Source organism: Magnetococcales bacterium (assembly GCA_015228935.1).
In the GTDB taxonomy this organism is placed as follows: Bacteria; Pseudomonadota; Magnetococcia; order Magnetococcales; family DC0425bin3; genus HA3dbin3.
On the sequence record JADGCO010000078.1, the window covers coordinates 1 to 19,249 of the forward strand.

Sequence of the window (19,249 nt, forward strand, 5' to 3'; positions counted from 1 at the left end):
CCCCAAACCCCGCCAGGGGGAAGGGCAGAGCCGCTTCCCCCTGGACCCCCATCCCGGTTTTTCAAACGTTTTAAATGGGGATGCTGAATCGTTACAATCTGGCTGCCTCTTTGGAGGCACGGTGCATCAGGCAATGACCCGATGGGTCAGACAAGGTATCTGATCCCGACAAGCCTTGACCCGGGCCGGGTCCAATTCAGCCAGGGCAAACCCCTCGCCGTCAGGACAGCGGGCCACCACGGTTCCCCAGGGATCGACGATCAGAGAGTGACCATAGGTGCGCCGCCCGCCGGGATGGACGCCATCCTGATTGGGGGCCAGGACATATGCAAAATTTTCCACCGCCCTGGCTCGCAACAACAGCTCCCAGTGATCCTTGCCGGTGGTCAGGGTAAAGGCTGATGGAACGGTCAGGATGGTGGATCCCTCGCCGACCAGCCGCCGATACAACTCTGGAAACCGCAGATCGTAACAAATGGAAAGTCCGACCCGGCCAAACGGAGTCGGCACACTCACCGGCGTCCGCCCCGGTCGAATGACCGCCGACTCCCGATAGGGTTCGCCACTCCCCAGCGACACATCGAACAGGTGGATTTTATCGTACCGCGCCTGGATGGCCCCTTCCGGATCCAGGACAAAGCAACTGCTTGTGCTTTTGTCGTCATCCGCCACGAGCATGGGGATGGAGCCGCCGATGATCCAAAGATGTCGTCTCCGGGAAAAATCCATTAAAAAACGCAGACTTGGCGAATCATCCAGATGTTCCCGATGGCGGCGTTTATCGGCCTCGGTCTGCCCCATGTAAGAAAAATTTTCCGGCAGCACAAGGAGTCCGGCCCCGCGTCCGGCGGCCCGTTCCATGAGGTGTCCAGCCCGCTCCAGATTGGCCGCCCGGTCCGCCCCGGAGCAAAGCTGGATGACCGCTGCCAAAACCGGTTCCGTGCCCGGGAAAGGGTCACTGTGCGCCCTGTCCACGACCGATTCCGAACCCGGGAGGGGAACAGTGTGCGCCCTGTCCATGACCGATTCCGAACCCGGGAGGGAAACACTGTTTGCCCTGTCCATGATCGATTCCGAACCCGGGAGAGCGGTGGGATCCGTCATGACAATCAGCCACGGCTCAAAAGCGCATCAAGCTTGCCCGCCGATTCCAGGGCATAAAGATCGTCACACCCCCCCACATGGTGATTGTTGATAAAAATTTGCGGGACGGTTTTGCGGCCATTGGCACGTTTGAGCATTTCATCGCGGCGACCGGGATCCAGGGTCAGATTGATCTCTTGATAGGCCACCTTTTTCTTGTCCAAAAGCATTTTGGCTTTCACACAATAGGGACAGGTCGTGGTCGAATAGATGACGATTTCAGGCATGATCTCCTCCAAGGGTCGAATCAGGGTCAACGAGTCCGGATGCGGCATGGGCCAGACAAACCACGGCCACCCGTCTGGCTCCGGCATGCTTCAGGGCAAAGGTTGCAGCGGCCAGGGTGGAACCTGTGGTGGTCACATCATCCACGAGCAGCACATGCCGCCCGCGAATCTGCCCGGGATCCGCCGTAAAGGCCCCCCGGACGTTTTCATGACGATGTCGGCCATCCAGGCTGGTCTGGGAACGGGTATGCCTGTGCCGTCGCAAACCGCCAGTCAGCAAAGGTTTGTCAAGATAACCGGCCAACACCCCTGCCAACAAGGCCGCTTGATTATAACGCCGCCACCACAAGCGACGCCAATGCAACGGCAGGGGAATGACAAGTTCCGGAGCCTCCTGCTGCAACTGACGGCCCAAACGCTCCCAACACAACCCCCCCAGCAAGGTCGCCAACTCGCCCTGATCCTTGTATTTGAAGGCATGAATCAGGGTCCGTATGGAACTTTCAAAAAGAAAGGCACACAAAAAAGCCTCCGGGGCATGATGGACCCCCCGGCAAGCCGCACATTCCGCCTGGGGACGCGGGGTCAGCGCCCCACAACGCCGACACACAAGCTCCGGCATGTCCGGCAGACGGGTGTGGCATGTCTCACAAAGCGCATGCGGAGTCGTCGCCGATGCCTGACACAACGGGCATCGGGCCGGGAATAAAATCTCCAGAAGCCACAGCCATCCCCGCCGGACGGCACCCTTATTCATGGCCTTTTCCCCGGCTCCGGTTTATGGCACCATGAGACCGAAAGTACCCATTCCGGCTTCCAAAAACATCAGGCAGGATGCGCCCATGGATACCTGTAACGGTCCGGATTCGCCTGCGCCAACCTCCCCGACGCCAAACCGGGCGAGTCCGGCGTGCATGCCAGATACCCTGGCACAAAACTCCCTGGCACCCAACCAGGCAGGTGCAACGTGTGCATTCAATGCCGTCAACGCCATGGAGCAAAACGCCCCGGCACCCGACCAGGTGAATGCCTTGCGCCTGCGCCGTGCCATGGCCCAGGCCCACGATCCGGGACCCCTGCCCCACATTGCCTCGGCCCTGAATGCCCGGCTGGATGACCTGCGCATTCAGCCCGGTCGTATCCTCGATCTGGGTGGCCGGACCGGAACCCTGGCCGGATTGTTGCAAAAACGCTGGCCCGAGGCCAGACTGATCCGGATTGGGCTGGAACCGGTTACGGTCCGACGGTCCAATCGTCCGGCTGGCTTGCAGCCTGCCGGGACGGGACACGGTGTCTCGCCTGCCCTGGCAGCGGATCTGGCCCGTCTGCCCCTGGTGCAGGCCAGCTTTGACCTTGTGGTCTCCAATATGGCTTTGCACTGGTGTGGAGACCCTCTGGCCATATTTCGGGAGGTCCACCGCATTCTCCGCCCGGAAGGGGTTTTCCTGTTCACCACCATCGGCAGTGAAACCCTGATCGAGCTGCGCCACGCCCTGGCCGGGTTGGACCGCCAACGCCACGGTCGCATCTGGCCGCGGGTTTTGGCGGCACCGGATTTGCGCCAACTGGGAGATGCCCTCTCTGCCAGTGGCCTCGCCATCCCGGTGGTGGATCGGGAACTCCACCATTTGGTTCTCCCTTCGGTCACTGCCCTGCTCGCCCAGCTCCGGGCGCTCGGATCCGGCAATCACCACCACACCCGCCACCCCGGTCTGACCGGCAAGGGCTTTGTTGCCGCCCTGGACAAGATATATCACCAACTGTACCCCAATCCGACACGGGATGTACAAGCCACCCTCGAAATATATTTCGGTCATGCTTGGCGTCTGGAAAGGGCATAGCGAACGAAACTCTAGAACCCGGCCAGGATGGCACCCTGATACATGGCCCGCACTCCCATGAGAATGACAAGTACCCCGGCTCCCCGCAACAGCCATTGACGCGCCACATGTCCGAGCGTTGTCGCCAGCATGCCGACCAGAACCAGGGGTGGTGTCGTTCCCAGACCAAAAGCCAGCATGGTCGTCACCCCACCCCAGACTGACCCCGTGGCAGCCGCCTTGGCCTGGAAAGCCCAATGCAGGGAACAGGGCAACAGACCGGTCAACACCCCCAACAGCAACACTTGCCAGACGCCCCTGCCCTGCAACAGGCCGGCCCAACGCGCCACCAGACCACCCGAAAAACGGTTTTCAATGGCCAGAGGCGACCAGCCAAGGGCACCCAGACCAAACACAATCATGGTGGCCCCGAACACCAGATGCGGGATACCACCCAGACCGGTCAGACGCCCGGTCACCGCCACGAGAGAACCGGCCCATCCAGCCAGCATGCCCAAAAAGGCATACATACCCACCCGACCCACATGATAGAAAAGGTGGGGCATCCAGCGTCGCCAATGCCACCACCCCTGGCCCGGTACCCCGGACCGCAAACTGTAGGCGGTAATCAAACCCCCACACATGCCCACACAGTGCCCACTGGCCAGCATTCCGGCCAGAAAAACCCCCCAATAATCGAGACCGGCCATCTCCGGCAACCCATGCATCCCATGCATCCCATGCATGGCCTGCATCCCATGCATTCCCATCCCGGCCATGTCATGCTGCATGCCTGTCATGTTCCTGTTCCTTTCCCGGGAGACCGGAGAGTGGCACAATGCCAGGATGGCATTGTCTCCGGGTTGTCACACCTCTTCTCCCCTGTTTTGATCCTGGTCATTCTACATGGCTGTTGTCAATGATGCACCGCTCTGTTTCCATTGTGGTCTTCCCGTACCTGCCGACCATCCGATCACATGGACGACCCCAACCGATACGCACCTTTTTTGTTGTGTCGGCTGCAAGACCGCCTGTCAACTCATTACGGCTGCGGGCTTGACGGAATTCTACCGGCTGCGGGATCAGGAGTCGCCCGGCGGTCGCCCCGAACCGTTTGCCAACGAAGCGCTGGCCGCTTTCGATGATCCGGAATATCAGCGTGGCTGCGTCCGCCAGGGCGAAGGATACCGGGAGGTCTCCCTGCTCCTGGTCGGCATTCACTGCATGGCTTGCGTCTGGCTCAATGAAAAAATATTGGCCGGTGTTCCCGGGGTTCTCGACGTCCAGGTCAATTTTGCCACCCGCCGTGCCCGGGTGCGATGGAATCCAGAGCAACAAAAACTTTCCACCATCATCGCTGCCGTGCGACGTATTGGCTATCAGGCCGAACCTTACGATCCGGAACGGGTCGAACAACGCCATCAGGATGCCGACCGGGACTTTTTGTTGCGTCTGGCCGTGGCCGGATTCGGTGCCGGCAATGTCATGCTCGTGACCATCGCTCTCTATGCCGGGGCCTTTCATGGCATGGAAGAGCGGTATCGCCTCTTTTTCGACTGGATCTCCCTGCTGCTGGCCACACCGGTGGTCTTTTATGGCGGATGGATTTTCTTCCGGGGTGCCTTCAATGGATTGCGTGCCGGGCATCTGGCCATGGATCTGCCCATTTCCCTGGGTGCCCTCGCCACGTACACCTACAGCTTTTATGCCACCCTCGCCGGACGCACCGACGTCTATTTCGATTCGGTGTCAACCTTTATCTTTGTACTTCTTCTGGGACGGTATCTGGAGGCCGCCGCCCGCCGCCGCGCTGCCGGGGCGACCGAGGGATTGTTGAGTCTCGCACCACGCACCGCAACCGTTCTCCGCCATGGCGAACCCCGACTGGTTCCGGTACGGGAAGTGATCGTGGGAGACCGGGTGGTGGTCAAACCCGGGGAACGTTTTCCGGTGGATGGCATTCTCCGGGAAGGGTTGACTTCGGTGGATGAGTCGATGCTGACCGGCGAGGGCATCCCCATCCGGCGTGGTCCTGGTGCCGCCGTGGCTGGCGGAACCTTGAACATTGACGGTGCCGTCATTCTGGAGACCACGCATGTCGGCGAGGCCACGGCCCTGGCCCGCATTCTGCGGCTGGTGGAAAGCGCCCAAAGCCGCCGCCCCCCCATTCAACGCCTCGCTGATCGGATGGCCACCCGTTTCATTGCCACGGTCCTGCTTCTGGCCGTCGTTACCCTGCTCGTCTGGTTGCAGGTCGATCCGAGCCGTGCCCTGGAACACACCGTCTCCCTGTTGATCATCACCTGCCCCTGTGCCCTGGGTCTGGCAACGCCGGCTGCGGTGGTCGTGGCCACGGGTGCTGCCGCCCGGCAGGGAGTTTTGATCAAAAGCGGGCACATTCTGGAGCGTCTGGCCCAAGCCACCCTGATCGTGCTGGACAAGACCGGCACCCTCACCCAGGGAACCCCCCAGGTGGAACAGGTCATTCCCGCCCCCGGTGTGGAGGCCGGATATCTTCTCCAGGCGGCGGCTGCCGCCGAATACCACTCCGAGCATCCGGTGGGGCAGGCCTTGGCCCGCACCCTGGACCCGGACTCCCCTCCCCCGCCGGTCACCGATTTTCGCAACCAGCCGGGTGATGGCGTGGAGGCCCGGGTGCTTGGGCGACGTACCCGGGTGGGCCGGGCCGAATTTGTGGCCGACCTGGCCGCAATCATCCCTTTGCCCGCTGATGCCACCACGACCACCCGGGTCGCCTGTGCGGAAGAGGGTCGTTTTCTGGGGTGGATTCTGCTCGGTGATCAACTCAAACCCGATGCCGCCGCCGCCATTGCCGAGTTGCGGCGGCTGGGAATCAAGGTTGCCATCCTCTCCGGAGACCGGGAATCCACCGTTCAGGCCACGGCCCGGGCGGTTGGCATCGATCTGGCCCTGGCCGACCTGCGCCCCGAGGCCAAGGAACAGGCCATTGCCACCTGGCAACAACAAAAAGAGATTGTGGCCATGGTGGGCGATGGCATCAACGACGCACCGGCCCTGGCCAAGGCCGATATTGCCCTGGCGGTCGAGAACGCCACCGATCTTTCCGTGGATGCCGCCGATGTCATCCTGCTCAACCATCAACTGGCTGCCATTCCCCATACCCTGGCCCTGGCGCGCCATACCCTGCGGGTCATCCGCCGCAATTTCGGCATTTCTCTATTGTATAATCTGTTTGCCATTCCCATGGCGATCACCGGTCATGTCACACCCATTCTGGCGGCAGTGGCGATGCCTTTATCGAGTCTGCTCGTGGTCGGCAATGCCATGACCCTTTATCGCCCCAGGACGACACAACATGAAAGACCTGGATAACCTCTGAGGCACAACCATCATGGATGCTGTTTTTTTTCTGCTCCCCCTGGCCCTGCTGCTCAGCATCGGTGGTGTGGCCACCATGATCTGGGCCATGCGTCGCGGACAGTTCGATGACATGGAAGGCCCCAGACATCGAATCCTGTTCGAAGATGATCAGGAAATGCTGCCTGATCCCAAACCAGCTTTCGAAAAACCCGCGACACTTGCGACTCCTGGACAAGCTCACCAGGAATCCGCCCCAGGCTCCCATCCGTGACCGAAACGAGGATCATGGCCCCCCTTGGTTGCTCAAGGCTCGGCAAAGACCTCATGCAATGATTGTGCATCCAATATGCGCAGACCCCACTCTTCCAAAGTGGGCTGATTAGCTTTGGCAATTTTTTCACCGACCCAGTCAGGAACATGACCGAAGCGGCGTTCCAACTGGCGTGTGAGCATTCCCGACCTGCCATTTTTCTCGCCATCTCGATATTCCTGCACCAGGCGATGTTCCAGTTTTGGCAGAGAGAAAAGCTCCTTGTCCGGTGTTGTGTCCACCAGAAAATCGAGCCACTCTTTTCCAAGTTGTGCAACGTACTCTGGCGTGATCATCTCCATTTCCGGATCCGGCATGGAACTTTTCATTTGCAGTCTCCATAAACCGACGATGATATGACCAAATGCCTCCGAGAGTTTGAACAATCCTGCCTGTTTGATCGTCTTGAACGCTTTCCGGCGTTCATCCTGGCGGCTGGCGAAACATTTCAGGGCGGCATTGCGTGGATCATCCGCCAATTCGTTCAGAAGAATCAACCGCAAAACACCACCCCAAAGAGGCCTGCTTTCATGGACACCCACTGGCCCGACCGGTTCAAAAGCAAACCGTTCCAGAAATTCCCGCCGGGGCGTTATGGAACTGATGATGACGCTCCGCAACTGATGCCGCTCCAGATGCGCCGTTTCCAGATACAGAGTGTCGTACACTGTAATCTGGGAGAGTGCTGTTTCATCGAGGCTTTCGGTGATTTTCAATTCCGCGAGAATGTGATCCGCATCGAGATCCCACAGCCCGTCCGCCAGGAGTAAACGCTGTTTTTCTGTTTGGCCACCCTCACGTCTCTGGATCAGGATCAAGTCCGCTTTTGGCGGGGCAGACACGACCTGGACCTCCGAGCGCACCTCGATGCCGACAGGTTCCAGCAACGTCTTCAGCGTTTCGCCAACCAGACAGTGCCAGCATATGTTCCCGTTATTTTCTTCCAAATTGATTATTCCCAGAGACGCAAACCCTCAACAACGAAATTTTTCTCTACCAGAACAGCGGACACAGCCAAGGAGATGGCTACCCGGATGTCGTCCATGGTTATGGCGGGAAAAATGTGCAAATCACAAACCATGCGTGTGTTGTCGTCCATGACAATGTCTTTGCGTGACAGGTTGATGACGAAACCATGCTACCACGATCTTCACAAACAAAACAGAGATTTCTGGTCATGATTTCAGGGGAACAATAGACAGACGACAGCAGCACATCCAGCAACCCATGGCCGCTGGTTCAGAATCCAATCAAAAGGAAACTGAATTTCGGAAATATGTAAAAGAACGATGTCATGAGTCACAGTCAATATTGCGTTGACACACCAAATCTCTATAATCCACCTTGTACCTGTCTGCAAAAAAACAGATGAAGGGTAAGCGGTCAACGATCCACATCTTCCCCCCGATGGGATACAAACAGATCACACTCGATGACCCAGGAGAAAACCCATGGCCAAGACTGAAATGATCTACGCTCGGGTCGAACCAGAAACCAAACAGGCTGCTGAAGAGATCTTCCGAACGTTGGGCATTTCTGCATCGGAAGCGATCAACATGTTCTATCGACAAGTGGCGCTTCAACACGCTATGCCCTATGAGATCAATACCCCCAATGCGGAAACTCTGGAGGCTTTGCGACAGGCTCATGCAGGTGAAAACCTCACCACCTGGGGTTCCGTTGACGAATTGATCCAGAGCGCCGGACGACAAAAACCCTTCGGACAACCAAGGTGTTTGACAGAGACCTCAAACGTGCAAGAAAGCGTGGCAAGAACATCAACAAGCTGAGAGAGATCATCAATGCACTTGCGGCTGGTGAACATCTCGCCGCTCGATTTCGCCCACACATGTTTTCAGGTCAATGGTCTGAAATTTGGGAATACCACATGGAACCGGATAGGCTCCTGGTCTGGATTCACAGGTCATTTCCCATCAATATCCGCTAATTTCAACAGATGGTGCAACAACCCCTTTTTGAGCGGTGCGTTGCCATGAATCGGGAGGAGATACGGGCAGGATTTCCCGGTTTGGTGTAGATGTGATGACTTCCCCGCATGCGCTGCAATGTCCAACCATGCTGCTCAAGCATGCGGGCCAACTCCTTTCCTGTCAGAGGTCTCAAACAGCTATCTCCATGACACGACACTGACCACCCACGTCAATATCTCGCATATCGACAGACAAGCACGCATCCACTGCCTCATAAAGATTGCTCAACAGCTCTTCAAACGTCTCACCCTGCGTAGCACAGCCCGGTATGGATGGTACCTCAGCCCAATAACCGCCCTCGTCAGCGTCGTAGACGATCACCTTCAACTTCATGAGACAATCCCCTGCAAAAACAGTCTTTAATCAACGTTTACAATATACCTCATACCTCGGATGTCAGTCCGATCCAGAGCATCATACCACCCTTACCAACGCAACGTAAAGCAGGCCATAAAACGGCTCCATTCACAATACGGCACCCAAACTCTTGCATCAAGTGAATTGGGATCCCTGGCAAAAGCCCCAAAGCCTCTATTGTCCACCCCTCATCGGCCAAACATAGTAGATAATGCCTTTGTCGGTTAAAACTAAGGGCATATCGCCGCTGCCGTCGCCGAGATTCACGACCCATGCGTTGGAGGTACTGGAGACATTCGTGAAACTCGACCAGTAGCTGGTGATTTGTACACCGGAGAACGGATGACCAGATGGCAAGGCAGGGCTGATCAGACCACCCTGACCAAGACTCAGAATGCTCTCCAATTCAATCAGGTTCGGCAAACGCCAATCTCCAGCAACAGAATTATCAGTCAAACCACAAGCCCCATTGGCCAGCCATGGGAGCCATGGCCGGCATCGTGATCGATCAGGATGTGGATCGTCAGGTCATGAATGCCGGGTTTTACCTCATCGTCCAATCGGGTGATACGGTCCAACTGGCCAATGAACCCTCTTTCCAGGCACGGTTCTGGTAAGAAACAATATCTGCTACGGCCTGTGGTGTGTAACAGATCATTTCGTGTCTTGTCTGGATGCGCAAAATGGGTTATGAATCGACACGAGACTGAAAAAAGTTTTTGCAACTGATAAAAGAGAGAATTGGGGGGGGGATTCCATGAAAATCCTTCTGCTGGCCACCCCGTTCAACGATGCCTGGATCAATCCCCTGTTGCCGGCCAACACCGGATATCCCATGGGGCTGCCCTACATTCATGCCGTTCTCGAACAGCATGGCCACACGGTCACCACGCTCCCCCTGAACCATATCGCCCCGGCAGACGCCGACCGGATCATCCAGCAAACCCTGGAAGACTTTCAACCGGAGGTCGTCGGATTCAATATTTTAAGCGACAGCCGGGTCAGTGCCCTGGCCTGGATCAAACGCATTCACCACGACCATCCCCGTATACAAATTATTGCCGGGGGGGTCCACGCCACGACCATGCGGGAACAGATTGTCCGCCATTTTCCCCGGGTGGTCATTGTGGTCGGCGAAGGGGAACTCACCACTCCCGAATTGATCACTGCCCTGCAACACCAGACCCCCCTGGATGCCGTGGCCGGGATCGCTTTCTGGAATGGGCAGCAATACGTGGAAACCCCATCCCGCCCCTTGCTTGACAATCTCGATCAGCTCCCCTTTCCCAAACACGAACTTTTTTTCACCCCTTCCGGCTTCCAGGCTCCTGGCCGTACCTGGGCCTTCATGCTGACCAGTCGGGGTTGTCCCTACCATTGTTCCTTTTGCGTGCTGAGCAAAATGACCAACCGGCAGGTGCGTTTCCGCTCCGTGGCCCATGTCATCGCAGAAATCGTCGCCTTGAAAACCCGGTATCCGGAATTGCAATACGTCTGGTTCAACGATGACCAGTTTTTCCTGAAAAATTCCCGGGTCATTGAATTTTGCACGGAAATCATTCGCCTGAACCTGGGCCTGAAATTTCTTTGTTCGGCCCGCTTCCGACCCATCTCCGCCGAGATGCTGACCGCCATGGAAAAAGCCGGTTTCGAGCAGCTTTACTTCGGGTTGGAGAGCGGCTCCCAAAAAATTCTGGACCTTGCACAAAAAGCGTTGAAACAAAAAGATGTCCTGCATGCCGTGGAACTGCTGAAACACTCCAGGATGAAAATAGGCATGTTCCTGATCGTCGGCTTGCAGGGCGAAAGTGCCGAGACCATCCAGGAGTCCATCAACTTCATCCAGACCCTGCAAAAAATCCGCTATGTGGAGTTTGGCGACAGCGCCATCCTGATGATCTATCCTGCCACGCATGTCTACGATCTGGCCAGGGAAGCCGGTCAAATCAGCGACGAGTACTGGCTCGGTGAGGGTCCAACCCCGTACTTTACCGTGGAACACTCCGTGGCAGAGTTGCAGCACCTGCGCAACACACTGTTGGATGGGGTTGCCTTGAACCGGTTTTTTACCTGGAACGGTTTTCGGCAACAGGTTTTCATGCTTCCCTATATCATCAGGACCGCCTACCGGTGCGGCTACAATCCCACACCAACCCTGGCCGGTCTGGTACGGCTCCACTTCCCCCGACTCTATACCGGTCTGCGCGGTCTGTATCGTCTGGCCAAAAAATGGTACCGCATTGTCCGTCCCGGTTTTCCCGAAAAACGTTTGACACATGAACGTCCAGGTTGGTAGCTTTGCTGACCGGAGGTGGATGATCCCCTGAGGAGAGTATCATGTTGCACACTCCTGCGTTCGATACACATGCTTTTGTCAAGCGTCTGGTCGCAACCGGCATACCGGAAGAACAGGCGGAAACCCAGGTTAATCTGTGGGCGGAGGTTTTGGAGTCCCGGCTCTCCACCAAGGCCGATTTGGCGCAGGTGGAAGCCCGTATCCTGGAATTGTGGCGGGACATCAGAGAACTGGATGCCAGGTCCGCAATCCGGATGAAAGAACTGGATGCCAAAATCGAAGCGTCCAATAAAGAGTTGGATGCCAGGTCCGCAATCCGGATGAAAGAACTGGATGCCAAAATCGAAGCGTCCAACAAAGAGTTGGATGCCAGGTCCGCAATCCGGATGAAAGAACTGGATGCCAAAATCGAGGCGTCCAATAAGGAGTTGGATGCCAAAATCGAGGCCACCAACAGAAATCTGGAAGCCAGAATTGAAGCTACCGAGCTGGTGTTGATGCGTGATTTGAAAGAGTTGGACGCCAAAATCGAGGCCACCAACAAGGATCTGAATGCCAAAATCGAGGCTACCGAGCTGGCGTTGAGGCGTGATTTGAAAGAGTTGGACGCCAAAATCGAGGCCACGAAAAAGGAACTGAACGCCAAAATCGAGGCTACCGAACTGGCATTAAGACATGATCTGAAAGAACTGGACACCAAAATCGAGGCCACGAAAAAGGAACTGGACGCCAAAATCGAAACCACCAAGCTGGAACTGAAGCGGGATTTGAAAGGGCTGGAAGTCAAAATAGCCGAGACCAAGTCCGATTTGATCAAATGGATGGTGGCGACATCAGGGGCTGTCATTGGTATCATTTTTGCCATGATGCGCTTCATGTTGCACTGAAATGGACAGGCCTTGTTTTTATTCCTCTCCTGGCCGGTCTGGATCTTGCCCTGTAGAGATGCCGCGCCGAAATTGTTCGCCGCACATCATACAAGGTTGAATTTTCCGGGATTGTCTTCATCCCGCTCTTTCCATTGTTCATGAATTTCCAGGATTTCGGGAAGTACCTGTATGAAAAGGTCGATCAGGTTTGGATCGAAATGGCGGCCTTTTTCGCTCTGCATCCATGCCAGGGTTCGTTCCAGGGACCAGGGGGCTTTATAGGGTCGGGTCGAGGTCAGGGCATCAAAAACATCCACCACGGCAGTAATACGGCCCACAATGGGAATATTATTGCCGGACAAACCGCCTGGATAACCTGATCCATCCCATTTTTCGTGGTGCGTCAGGGCAACCACGCGGGCGTTTTCCAACAAAATGGAGTCATGTCTGCCGATGATGCCGGCCCCGATGGCCGGGTGCCGACGCATGACCTGCATCTCTTCCGGATCCAGTGCGCCCGGCTTCAACAAGATTCCATCGGGAATACCAATTTTGCCGATGTCATGCATGGGCGCGGATTGAAACAGGAGATCGGTTTTTTCCTGGGACAATCCCGCCTTTGGTGCCAAAATCCGGCAATAGTGACTCATGCGGATCACATGCAGACCGGTTTCATTGTCCTTGAACTCGGCGGCCCGACCGAGACGCCGAATGATTTCCAGACGGGTTGATTCCAGTTCGATGGTTTTGTGGTGCAGGGCGGCGGTACGCTCCAGGACCCGTTCTTCGAGGATGCGGTTCTGGTTGGCGAGCATTTCCCGCGCCTGTTTGAGCTGAATATGGGTGCGCACACGGGCCTTCACAACCGGCGGACTGAAAGGTTTGGTGATGAAATCCACGGCACCCAGATCAAAGCCCAGCATTTGATCGTCAACCTCGTTGCGGGCGGTAATGAAAATGACCGGGATGTCTCTTGTCCGGGTTTCGGCTTTCAGACGGCGGCAGACTTCGTAACCATCCATGCCCGGCATCATGACATCCAGCAGAATCAAATCGGGATGGCTGGAGGCAATGTCTTCCAGGGCCGTGATGCCATCCAGGGCCACACCCACGGCGTACTCTTCCCCGAGTGTTTCCACGAGCAGGTCAATGTTGGTCTCGGTGTCATCCACCACAAAAACCCGCGCCTTGCCTGTCATGCCAGCAATCTGTTCATCCATCGGTCACCATCTCCAGTTCCGTCATCAGGTTCGCCAAATCCGTCTCGGCCTCGCGGAACCGATAGCGCAAGATACGTTTTTCCAGTGTGTCCAGGCGTCCCAGCCAGGACGCCGGCCAGGAGAGTGCCTTGACCCGATCCAGGGCCGGGCGACAGGCCCGTGGCTGACGCGAGGGGAGCAACAAGGCCAACTCCTGCAAGGCCGCCCACAACAGGCGACGTTCGGCAGGACCAAAATGAACATCGTCCTGCTCATGCCCTGCCTGCTGCTGCCCGCCGGTTGCACCATCCTCTGCCAGCCTGCCCAGGCTGGTCAACCCGGAAAGCACACGGTTCAGTTCTTCTTCCAGGGAGTGTAACAACGTCGGGGAAAGAATACCTCCGGCGAGAACAGCTTTTTCCAGGCTGGCGGCAGCCTCCTGCAACACCGTGGCACCCACACTGCCTGCCAAACCTTTCAAGGTATGCAGTTCACGTTCAACGGCACCACCATCCCCCCTGGCCAATAAATCATGGAGACGTCTGACGGCATGCTGTTGGTCTTTGGCAAACTGGATCAGCAGATTGCGATAGAAAGCGGCCCGACCACCCACCCTGCTCAATCCCTGTTGCCAATCGATGCCCGGCAGATCCATGAACGCGGCATCGGGTTGTTCTGGAGCGTGGTCGGAAAGCGGCAGGATGGCCGCGCCTTGACCACCGTTCAACCAGCGGGCCAGCATGGCAAACAGCCCGGACGGATCGATGGGCTTGCCCAGATGGTCATTCATGCCGGCCTCCAGGCACCGTTCGCGATCACCAACCATGGCCCCGGCAGTCATGGCAATGATGGGAACGCTCTCGCCGCCCGGCAGGCGGCGAATGTGTCGGGTGGCCTCATAACCATCCATTTCCGGCATTTGGACATCCATCAGGATGATATCGAACGGTCCACTCTGTACCAGGGTCACGGCTTCCCGTCCATTGTGGGCCACGGTACCATGAATCCCTGCCAGTTCCAGAAGGCCGAGTGCCACCTGGCGGTTGACCTCGTTGTCCTCCACCAACAGGAGACGCCTGCCGCGCAGAAGGCCCATGACCCCTTCCGACAACGACGGACGGAGAGGATCTTCCCACCCTGCCTGGCGATGCACCTTGTAGCCCAGGGCACCCATGACGCCATCCAGAAACCGGGAAGGGTTGACGGGTTTACCCAGCAGCCAGCGAATGCCGATTTTTCCACATTGGGTCCACAGCCGTTCACGATCACGGCTGTGATGCAGCATCAATACCTCCGGTTTTGCAGACCCCATGATTTCCAGCAGGCGACGCGCTGTCTCTATACCATCCATTCCCGGCATATCCGAGTCGATGATCAAGAGGCGATAGTTCAGGGTGCCGGATTCGGTCACCAGGCGCAGGGCCTCGGTTCCCGAGGCCACCGATGTCACCCGGCAGGAGGCATTTTCCAGGATTTCCGTCTGGATTTTGCGGGCACTGGTGTTGTCATCGACCAGGAGGATCGGCACTTCCCGCAAATCCGGTCCGGGCACGCTTTTTCCCCGACCGGTGGCGGCCTGTGGCTTGAACCGTGCCGTAAACCAGAAGGTGCTTCCCTCTCCGGGCGTACTCTCCAGACCGATTTCACCCCCCATGAGTCCCACCAACCGCTTGCTGATGGCGAGTCCCAGGCCGGTACCGCCATAGCGCCGCGTCATGGAGGTATCCACCTGGGAAAAGGATTGAAACAGTTTTGCCCGTTGGTCCACGGTCAGACCGATGCCGGTATCGCGGACCGCAAAATGGACCCGCACACTCTCCTCGTCGGCTTCCATCAGTTTGGTGGCCAGCAGCACCTCGCCCGTGGCGGTGAATTTTATGGCATTGTTCAATAAATTCAATAACACCTGATTCAAGCGCAACGGATCTCCCAACAACACCCTGGGCAGCCGGGAGTCGGTCTGAAACAGGAGTTCCAGCCCTTTGTTGTGGGCCTCCAGGGTCACCAGACTGGCCACGGTATCCAGGACATCCTCCAGACGGAAAGCCACCTGTTCCAGATCCAGGCGTCCAGCCTCAATCTTGGAAAAATCGAGAATGTCGTTGATGATGCGCAACAGCGACTGCCCGGCGGCATGAATGGTTTTGACCTGTTCCCGCTGCCGGGGTTCCAGATGGCCCTGCAACACCAAATGACTCATGCCGATGATGGCATTCATCGGGGTGCGGATTTCGTGGCTCATGTTGGCCAGAAATTCGCTCTTGGAGCGATTGGCGCTTTCCGCCTGTTCCATGGCCTCCTTGAGTTGCTGTTCCACCTGTTTGCGATCACTGACATCCTTGTGGATACCGGCCATGCGCAAGGGTTTGCCGGCACCATCCCGTTCCATCACCTTGCCGGAGGAGAGGATCCAGATCCAGCGTCCATCCTTGTGGCGCATCCGGAACTCCGCCTCGAAATGGGGGGTTTCCCCATAAAGGTGCGCCCCCAGCAAAGGCATGACCCGTATGGCATCTTCCGGGTACAACAGGTTGGTCAGACCATGACTGCTGGAGGCGACTTCGTGCCGTGCATAACCCAGCATGCCCAGCCATTGATCACTGTAGTAGGCTGTATTGGTTTGGGGATTCCAGTCCCAGAAGCCGGTATTGGAGGCATCCAGGGCAATTTGCAGGCGTTCTTCGCTTTTGCGGAGGGCCTCCTGGATGTTTTTCTGCTCCGTGATGTCGCGAAAGACGCCCACCGAACCATTGATGCGTCCCTCCTCCAGAATGGGCACGGCCACCATGGAGACCGAAAAACGCCTGCCATGGCGATGCGTGAAAATATCTTCATCGGAGCGAAAGACGAGGCCGGCAGCCATGGAGCGTCGGGCCGGACACGCTTCTTCCGAGACGGGTTCGCCGTTGGCATCCTGATAGTGGACGGCTTCGTGGAAGGTGATCCCTTTCATCTCCGCCAGGGTCCAGCCGAGGATTTTTTCGGCTTCGGGGTTCAAGAAGGTGCAGTATCCCCAACGGTCGAGGGCAAACACCCCATCGCCCATGGAATCGGTGATGCCCTGCAAGAAACGCCGACTTTCGGCAACGGCCTCTTCCATTTTTTTTTGATGGGTGATATCGGTCCGGATGCCGATGAACTGGATGGGGCGGCCCCGTTCATCCAGAAACGGCACGATGGTGGCCGCCACCCAGTACAACGAACCATCCTTGGCCCGATTGCATACCGAACCGTGCCACACCTCGCCCCGGGCAATGGTGCGCCACATCTCCTGAAAAAATGCCTTGTCATGATAGCGGGAATTGACCAGCCGATGGTCGCGCCCAATCAGCTCCTCCAGGGTGTAACCGCTGATCTGGCAAAACCGGTCGTTGGCATAGGTAATGCGGCCACGTACATCGGTTATACTGACGATGGCATGCTGATCCAGGGCAAATTTTTGTCGTTCCAGCTCGCGTTGAATGGCCCCTTTTTCGCGGACCAGCTCTGCCATCAGGAGGGAGAGTTTTTCCAGACTGGCCGCATCCGAGCCGATCTCCGCGTGTCCCGTGGAACACAACAATTCATTGGCCGTGTGGCGCAGCGAATCAATGATCCGTGCCCTGGTTTCGCTCTCCTCGCGCAGGCGATCATTGGCACGTTGCAGCTCCTCGGAACTCAATCGCAAGCGCTGCTGCCGACGCAATGAATCCCGTTCAAAGCGCTCATAGGTGCGGGTAATGCGTTCCAGCAAACGCATCATGCCGGCACGAAAAGCGTTCACCCGTTCGGGATCGGGACCCGCAGGCAGGATCAAATGGGCAAGCACCTCGGTGATTTGACTGGCCTCATCAATCCCGAAAGCCCGCCGCAATTGTTTGTCCAGAAGACGGTGGGCTGTGTCACGTCGTTGGCGATTTTCCCCATTTTGCCAAGGTGTTGCGGAAGCATGCAAATCCTGCTCATGACCCATTGAAAAAACCTCCGGCAAAAATGGTTCCCATTCCGGGAAAACCGTTGCACTTCTTGAAAGTGGCATGCCCGATATCTGTCTGAAGTGTACCTATTCATAATTTTTTCAAATAAAAACCCGCAATAAAATTACGCAATAAAAAAAAAATTGTCGGGAATCCTCTCGAAGCCCCACCGGGAGGAAGGGCAGAAAAGAAATGGACCTGGACAAAATGAACATGGTGGGGAAATATTGCAACCGACATTTTGGCAATCTGCATTCAGCATCGGGACACTCTTGACCATGATACACAAATGGATTGTGCGTGTCGTTTACAGCCTGGCTTTTATTCTGGTCGTTGGCTGTGCGACCGTTCCCATCACCGGACGCAGTCAACTCTCCCTGATCTCAGACTCGGAACTTTTCAGTCTCAGCTTCAAGAAACACAAGGATTATCTGAAAAAAAACAAACCCGTGCGCAACACCCACGCAGCCACCATGGTGAAGCAGGTGGGACAGCGTATCAGGCGGGCGGTCGAGCGTCACATGCAGCAACAGGGTCTCGGAGAGCGGTTGGAAGGCTATGCCTGGAGCTTTGATCTGGTACAGGATGATGAAATCAATGCATTCTGCCTGCCCGGGGGCAAAGTGGTCTTTCTGACGGGCATTCTGAAATATACCAGGGACGAGACGGGCATTGCTGCCGTGATGGGGCATGAAATCGCCCACGCCATCGCCAATCATGGCGGTGAACGCATGAGTCAGAAAATGCTGGTGGAGGTGGGTGCGGAGCTGCTGCAAGCCGCCACCGAGGAGAGCGGTCGGAATGGCATTCTCCTGGGATTGGCCTACGGTCTGGGAACCCAGTTTGGCATCGTGCTGCCTTTCAGCCGCCTGCACGAATCGGAAGCCGATCACATGGGACTGATTTTCATGGCCATGGCCGGTTATGATCCCTCCAAGGCCGTGGATTTCTGGCAACGGATGAACAAAAAAGATAACGGCAAAGAAAAGGGCCTGGAATTTTTCAGCACCCACCCTGCCGATGAGACCCGTATCGAAGAGATACGCAAGCATTTGCCCCAGGTGATGCCCATCTATGAGGCCAACCGTTCGGCAGAGAAATCTTCCAACGTGGGTTCAGGCTCGAACAAAGACAAAGACAGTGACGAAGACGACGAAGGCGATGACGACGACGAAGGCGATGACGACGACGAAGGCGAAGGCGAAGGCGACGATGACGAAGGCGACGATGGCAAAAGCGGCGATGACGAAGGCGACGATGACGACGATGACGACGATGACGATGACGACGAAGACGACTGAGGTGTCACAGACTCGCGCATCTGCCCTGTCAAACCAGCCAGTCCAGTCCGGTCCTCAACAGCATCGCATCAAGTTCCGGTGGAGGCTCGGCGTCATGAACCCGGCATCATGCCCAGTTTCTGGAGGAACTGCCTGATTTCTGTCTCCTTGTCCATGAACGCCCGAATGCGTCCTTCCACTTCGAAGGTGCTTTTTCCATCCAAATTCTGCATGGCCCGGTTCAGTGACTCCAACTCGGCCTTCATTTTTTCCAGTTTCCGGATGGCCTCCGGGGTCAGTCCCTGCACCTGTTCGATGATTGACTCCTGCATGGTTTCATGCCCCTGTCATATCGACCCGCCTGCCCTGTTGGACGTCCGCAGGGTGTGTCTGAGATGCTGTCCAATAACTTGTTAATTTCAAAAAGAACGAATGAAAAACTGGGATGGAGGTCCAGGA

At 56.8% G+C, this 19,249-nt stretch carries 19 protein-coding genes and 1 pseudogene; 8 read left to right on the forward strand and 12 right to left on the reverse strand.

The annotated features are described in order from the left end of the window. Positions 1 to 126: 126 nt before the first annotated feature. The 3 genes from HQL65_15520 to HQL65_15530 all read right to left on the reverse strand — a co-directional run bounded on the left by HQL65_15520 (position 127) and on the right by HQL65_15530 (position 2,127). Entirely contained in the window at positions 127 to 1,020 is an 894-nt protein-coding gene (locus tag HQL65_15520) for a carbon-nitrogen hydrolase family protein (GenBank protein ID MBF0137644.1), read from the reverse strand. 89 nt (positions 1,021 to 1,109) lie between these two features. Further along, positions 1,110 to 1,370, reverse strand: a complete 261-nt coding sequence (gene grxC / locus HQL65_15525) for a glutaredoxin 3 (protein MBF0137645.1) — start codon at positions 1,368 to 1,370, stop codon at positions 1,110 to 1,112. Further along, on the reverse strand, positions 1,363 to 2,127 hold the full coding sequence (locus tag HQL65_15530) for a ComF family protein (protein MBF0137646.1): 765 nt from the start codon (positions 2,125 to 2,127) through the stop codon (positions 1,363 to 1,365). The genes grxC and HQL65_15530 overlap by 8 nt, the downstream gene beginning before the upstream one ends. A gap of 85 nt (positions 2,128 to 2,212) precedes the next feature. Here HQL65_15530 and HQL65_15535 point away from each other — a divergent pair, with 85 nt between their 5' ends. Further along, a complete protein-coding gene (locus tag HQL65_15535; protein MBF0137647.1) occupies positions 2,213 to 3,211 on the forward strand; it encodes a methyltransferase domain-containing protein in 999 nt (332 codons plus the stop codon). A gap of 11 nt (positions 3,212 to 3,222) precedes the next feature. Here the strand turns inward: HQL65_15535 and HQL65_15540 are convergent, their stop codons facing one another. After that, entirely contained in the window at positions 3,223 to 3,990 is a 768-nt protein-coding gene (locus HQL65_15540; protein ID MBF0137648.1) for a sulfite exporter TauE/SafE family protein, read from the reverse strand. Positions 3,991 to 4,096: 106 nt separating this feature from the next. Here HQL65_15540 and cadA point away from each other — a divergent pair, with 106 nt between their 5' ends. Together cadA and ccoS are read left to right on the forward strand one after the other, a co-directional pair. Then, complete coding sequence (cadA, locus tag HQL65_15545; protein MBF0137649.1) at positions 4,097 to 6,544, forward strand: cadmium-translocating P-type ATPase; 2,448 nt, start codon at positions 4,097 to 4,099, stop codon at positions 6,542 to 6,544. Positions 6,545 to 6,563: 19 nt separating this feature from the next. After that, the gene (gene ccoS, locus HQL65_15550) at positions 6,564 to 6,803 is read left to right on the forward strand and encodes a cbb3-type cytochrome oxidase assembly protein CcoS (GenBank protein ID MBF0137650.1); all 240 of its coding nucleotides are present in this window, start codon (positions 6,564 to 6,566) and stop codon (positions 6,801 to 6,803) included. A 32-nt stretch (positions 6,804 to 6,835) separates the two neighbouring features. Here ccoS and HQL65_15555 read toward each other — a convergent pair whose 3' ends face one another. Continuing rightward, a complete protein-coding gene (locus tag HQL65_15555; protein ID MBF0137651.1) occupies positions 6,836 to 7,789 on the reverse strand; it encodes a DUF4351 domain-containing protein in 954 nt (317 codons plus the stop codon). 5 nt (positions 7,790 to 7,794) lie between these two features. Beyond that, positions 7,795 to 7,941: a hypothetical protein gene (locus tag HQL65_15560; GenBank protein ID MBF0137652.1), complete on the reverse strand. Its 147-nt coding sequence runs from the start codon at positions 7,939 to 7,941 to the stop codon at positions 7,795 to 7,797. 352 nt (positions 7,942 to 8,293) lie between these two features. Between HQL65_15560 and HQL65_15565 the strand changes: the two genes are divergently transcribed. Both HQL65_15565 and HQL65_15570 read left to right on the forward strand, forming a co-directional pair. After that, a complete protein-coding gene (locus HQL65_15565; GenBank protein ID MBF0137653.1) occupies positions 8,294 to 8,632 on the forward strand; it encodes a type II toxin-antitoxin system RelB/DinJ family antitoxin in 339 nt (112 codons plus the stop codon). After that, positions 8,575 to 8,790 (forward strand): type II toxin-antitoxin system YafQ family toxin, encoded by a 216-nt coding sequence (locus tag HQL65_15570; GenBank protein ID MBF0137654.1) that lies wholly within the window; start codon positions 8,575 to 8,577, stop codon positions 8,788 to 8,790. Before HQL65_15565 ends, HQL65_15570 begins: the two co-directional genes overlap by 58 nt. Here the strand turns inward: HQL65_15570 and HQL65_15575 are convergent. The 3 genes and pseudogenes from HQL65_15575 to HQL65_15585 all read right to left on the reverse strand — a co-directional run bounded on the left by HQL65_15575 (position 8,767) and on the right by HQL65_15585 (position 9,667). Beyond that, a pseudogene (locus HQL65_15575) lies at positions 8,767 to 8,966 on the reverse strand (type II toxin-antitoxin system HicA family toxin). The gene HQL65_15570 and the pseudogene HQL65_15575 overlap by 24 nt on opposite strands. Beyond that, positions 8,963 to 9,166 carry a type II toxin-antitoxin system HicB family antitoxin gene (locus HQL65_15580; protein ID MBF0137655.1) on the reverse strand — a complete coding sequence of 68 codons (204 nt, stop codon included), beginning with the start codon at positions 9,164 to 9,166 and terminating at the stop codon, positions 8,963 to 8,965. Before HQL65_15580 ends, HQL65_15575 begins: the two are co-directional and overlap by 4 nt. A 198-nt stretch (positions 9,167 to 9,364) precedes the next feature. After that, positions 9,365 to 9,667 carry a DUF1566 domain-containing protein gene (locus tag HQL65_15585; protein ID MBF0137656.1) on the reverse strand — a complete coding sequence of 101 codons (303 nt, stop codon included), beginning with the start codon at positions 9,665 to 9,667 and terminating at the stop codon, positions 9,365 to 9,367. Between the two features lie 280 nt (positions 9,668 to 9,947). On the opposite strand from HQL65_15585, the gene HQL65_15590 reads away from it, so the two are divergent. Beyond that, the gene (locus HQL65_15590; protein ID MBF0137657.1) at positions 9,948 to 11,486 is read left to right on the forward strand and encodes a B12-binding domain-containing radical SAM protein; all 1,539 of its coding nucleotides are present in this window, start codon (positions 9,948 to 9,950) and stop codon (positions 11,484 to 11,486) included. Positions 11,487 to 11,527: 41 nt separating this feature from the next. Further along, positions 11,528 to 12,373 (forward strand): DUF1640 domain-containing protein, encoded by an 846-nt coding sequence (locus tag HQL65_15595; GenBank protein ID MBF0137658.1) that lies wholly within the window; start codon positions 11,528 to 11,530, stop codon positions 12,371 to 12,373. An 86-nt stretch (positions 12,374 to 12,459) separates the two neighbouring features. On the opposite strand, the gene HQL65_15600 is transcribed toward HQL65_15595, so the two are convergent. Continuing rightward, positions 12,460 to 13,554, reverse strand: a complete 1,095-nt coding sequence (locus HQL65_15600) for a two-component system response regulator (GenBank protein MBF0137659.1) — start codon at positions 13,552 to 13,554, stop codon at positions 12,460 to 12,462. Between the two features lie 13 nt (positions 13,555 to 13,567). Continuing rightward, positions 13,568 to 17,506 (reverse strand): PAS domain S-box protein, encoded by a 3,939-nt coding sequence (locus tag HQL65_15605; GenBank protein ID MBF0137660.1) that lies wholly within the window; start codon positions 17,504 to 17,506, stop codon positions 13,568 to 13,570. Positions 17,507 to 17,788: 282 nt separating this feature from the next. Between HQL65_15605 and HQL65_15610 the strand changes: the two genes are divergently transcribed. Further along, complete coding sequence (locus tag HQL65_15610) at positions 17,789 to 18,811, forward strand: M48 family metallopeptidase (GenBank protein MBF0137661.1); 1,023 nt, start codon at positions 17,789 to 17,791, stop codon at positions 18,809 to 18,811. Between the two features lie 92 nt (positions 18,812 to 18,903). Here HQL65_15610 and HQL65_15615 read toward each other — a convergent pair whose 3' ends face one another. After that, positions 18,904 to 19,122: a hypothetical protein gene (locus tag HQL65_15615; GenBank protein MBF0137662.1), complete on the reverse strand. Its 219-nt coding sequence runs from the start codon at positions 19,120 to 19,122 to the stop codon at positions 18,904 to 18,906. Between the last annotated feature and the right edge of the window lie 127 nt (positions 19,123 to 19,249).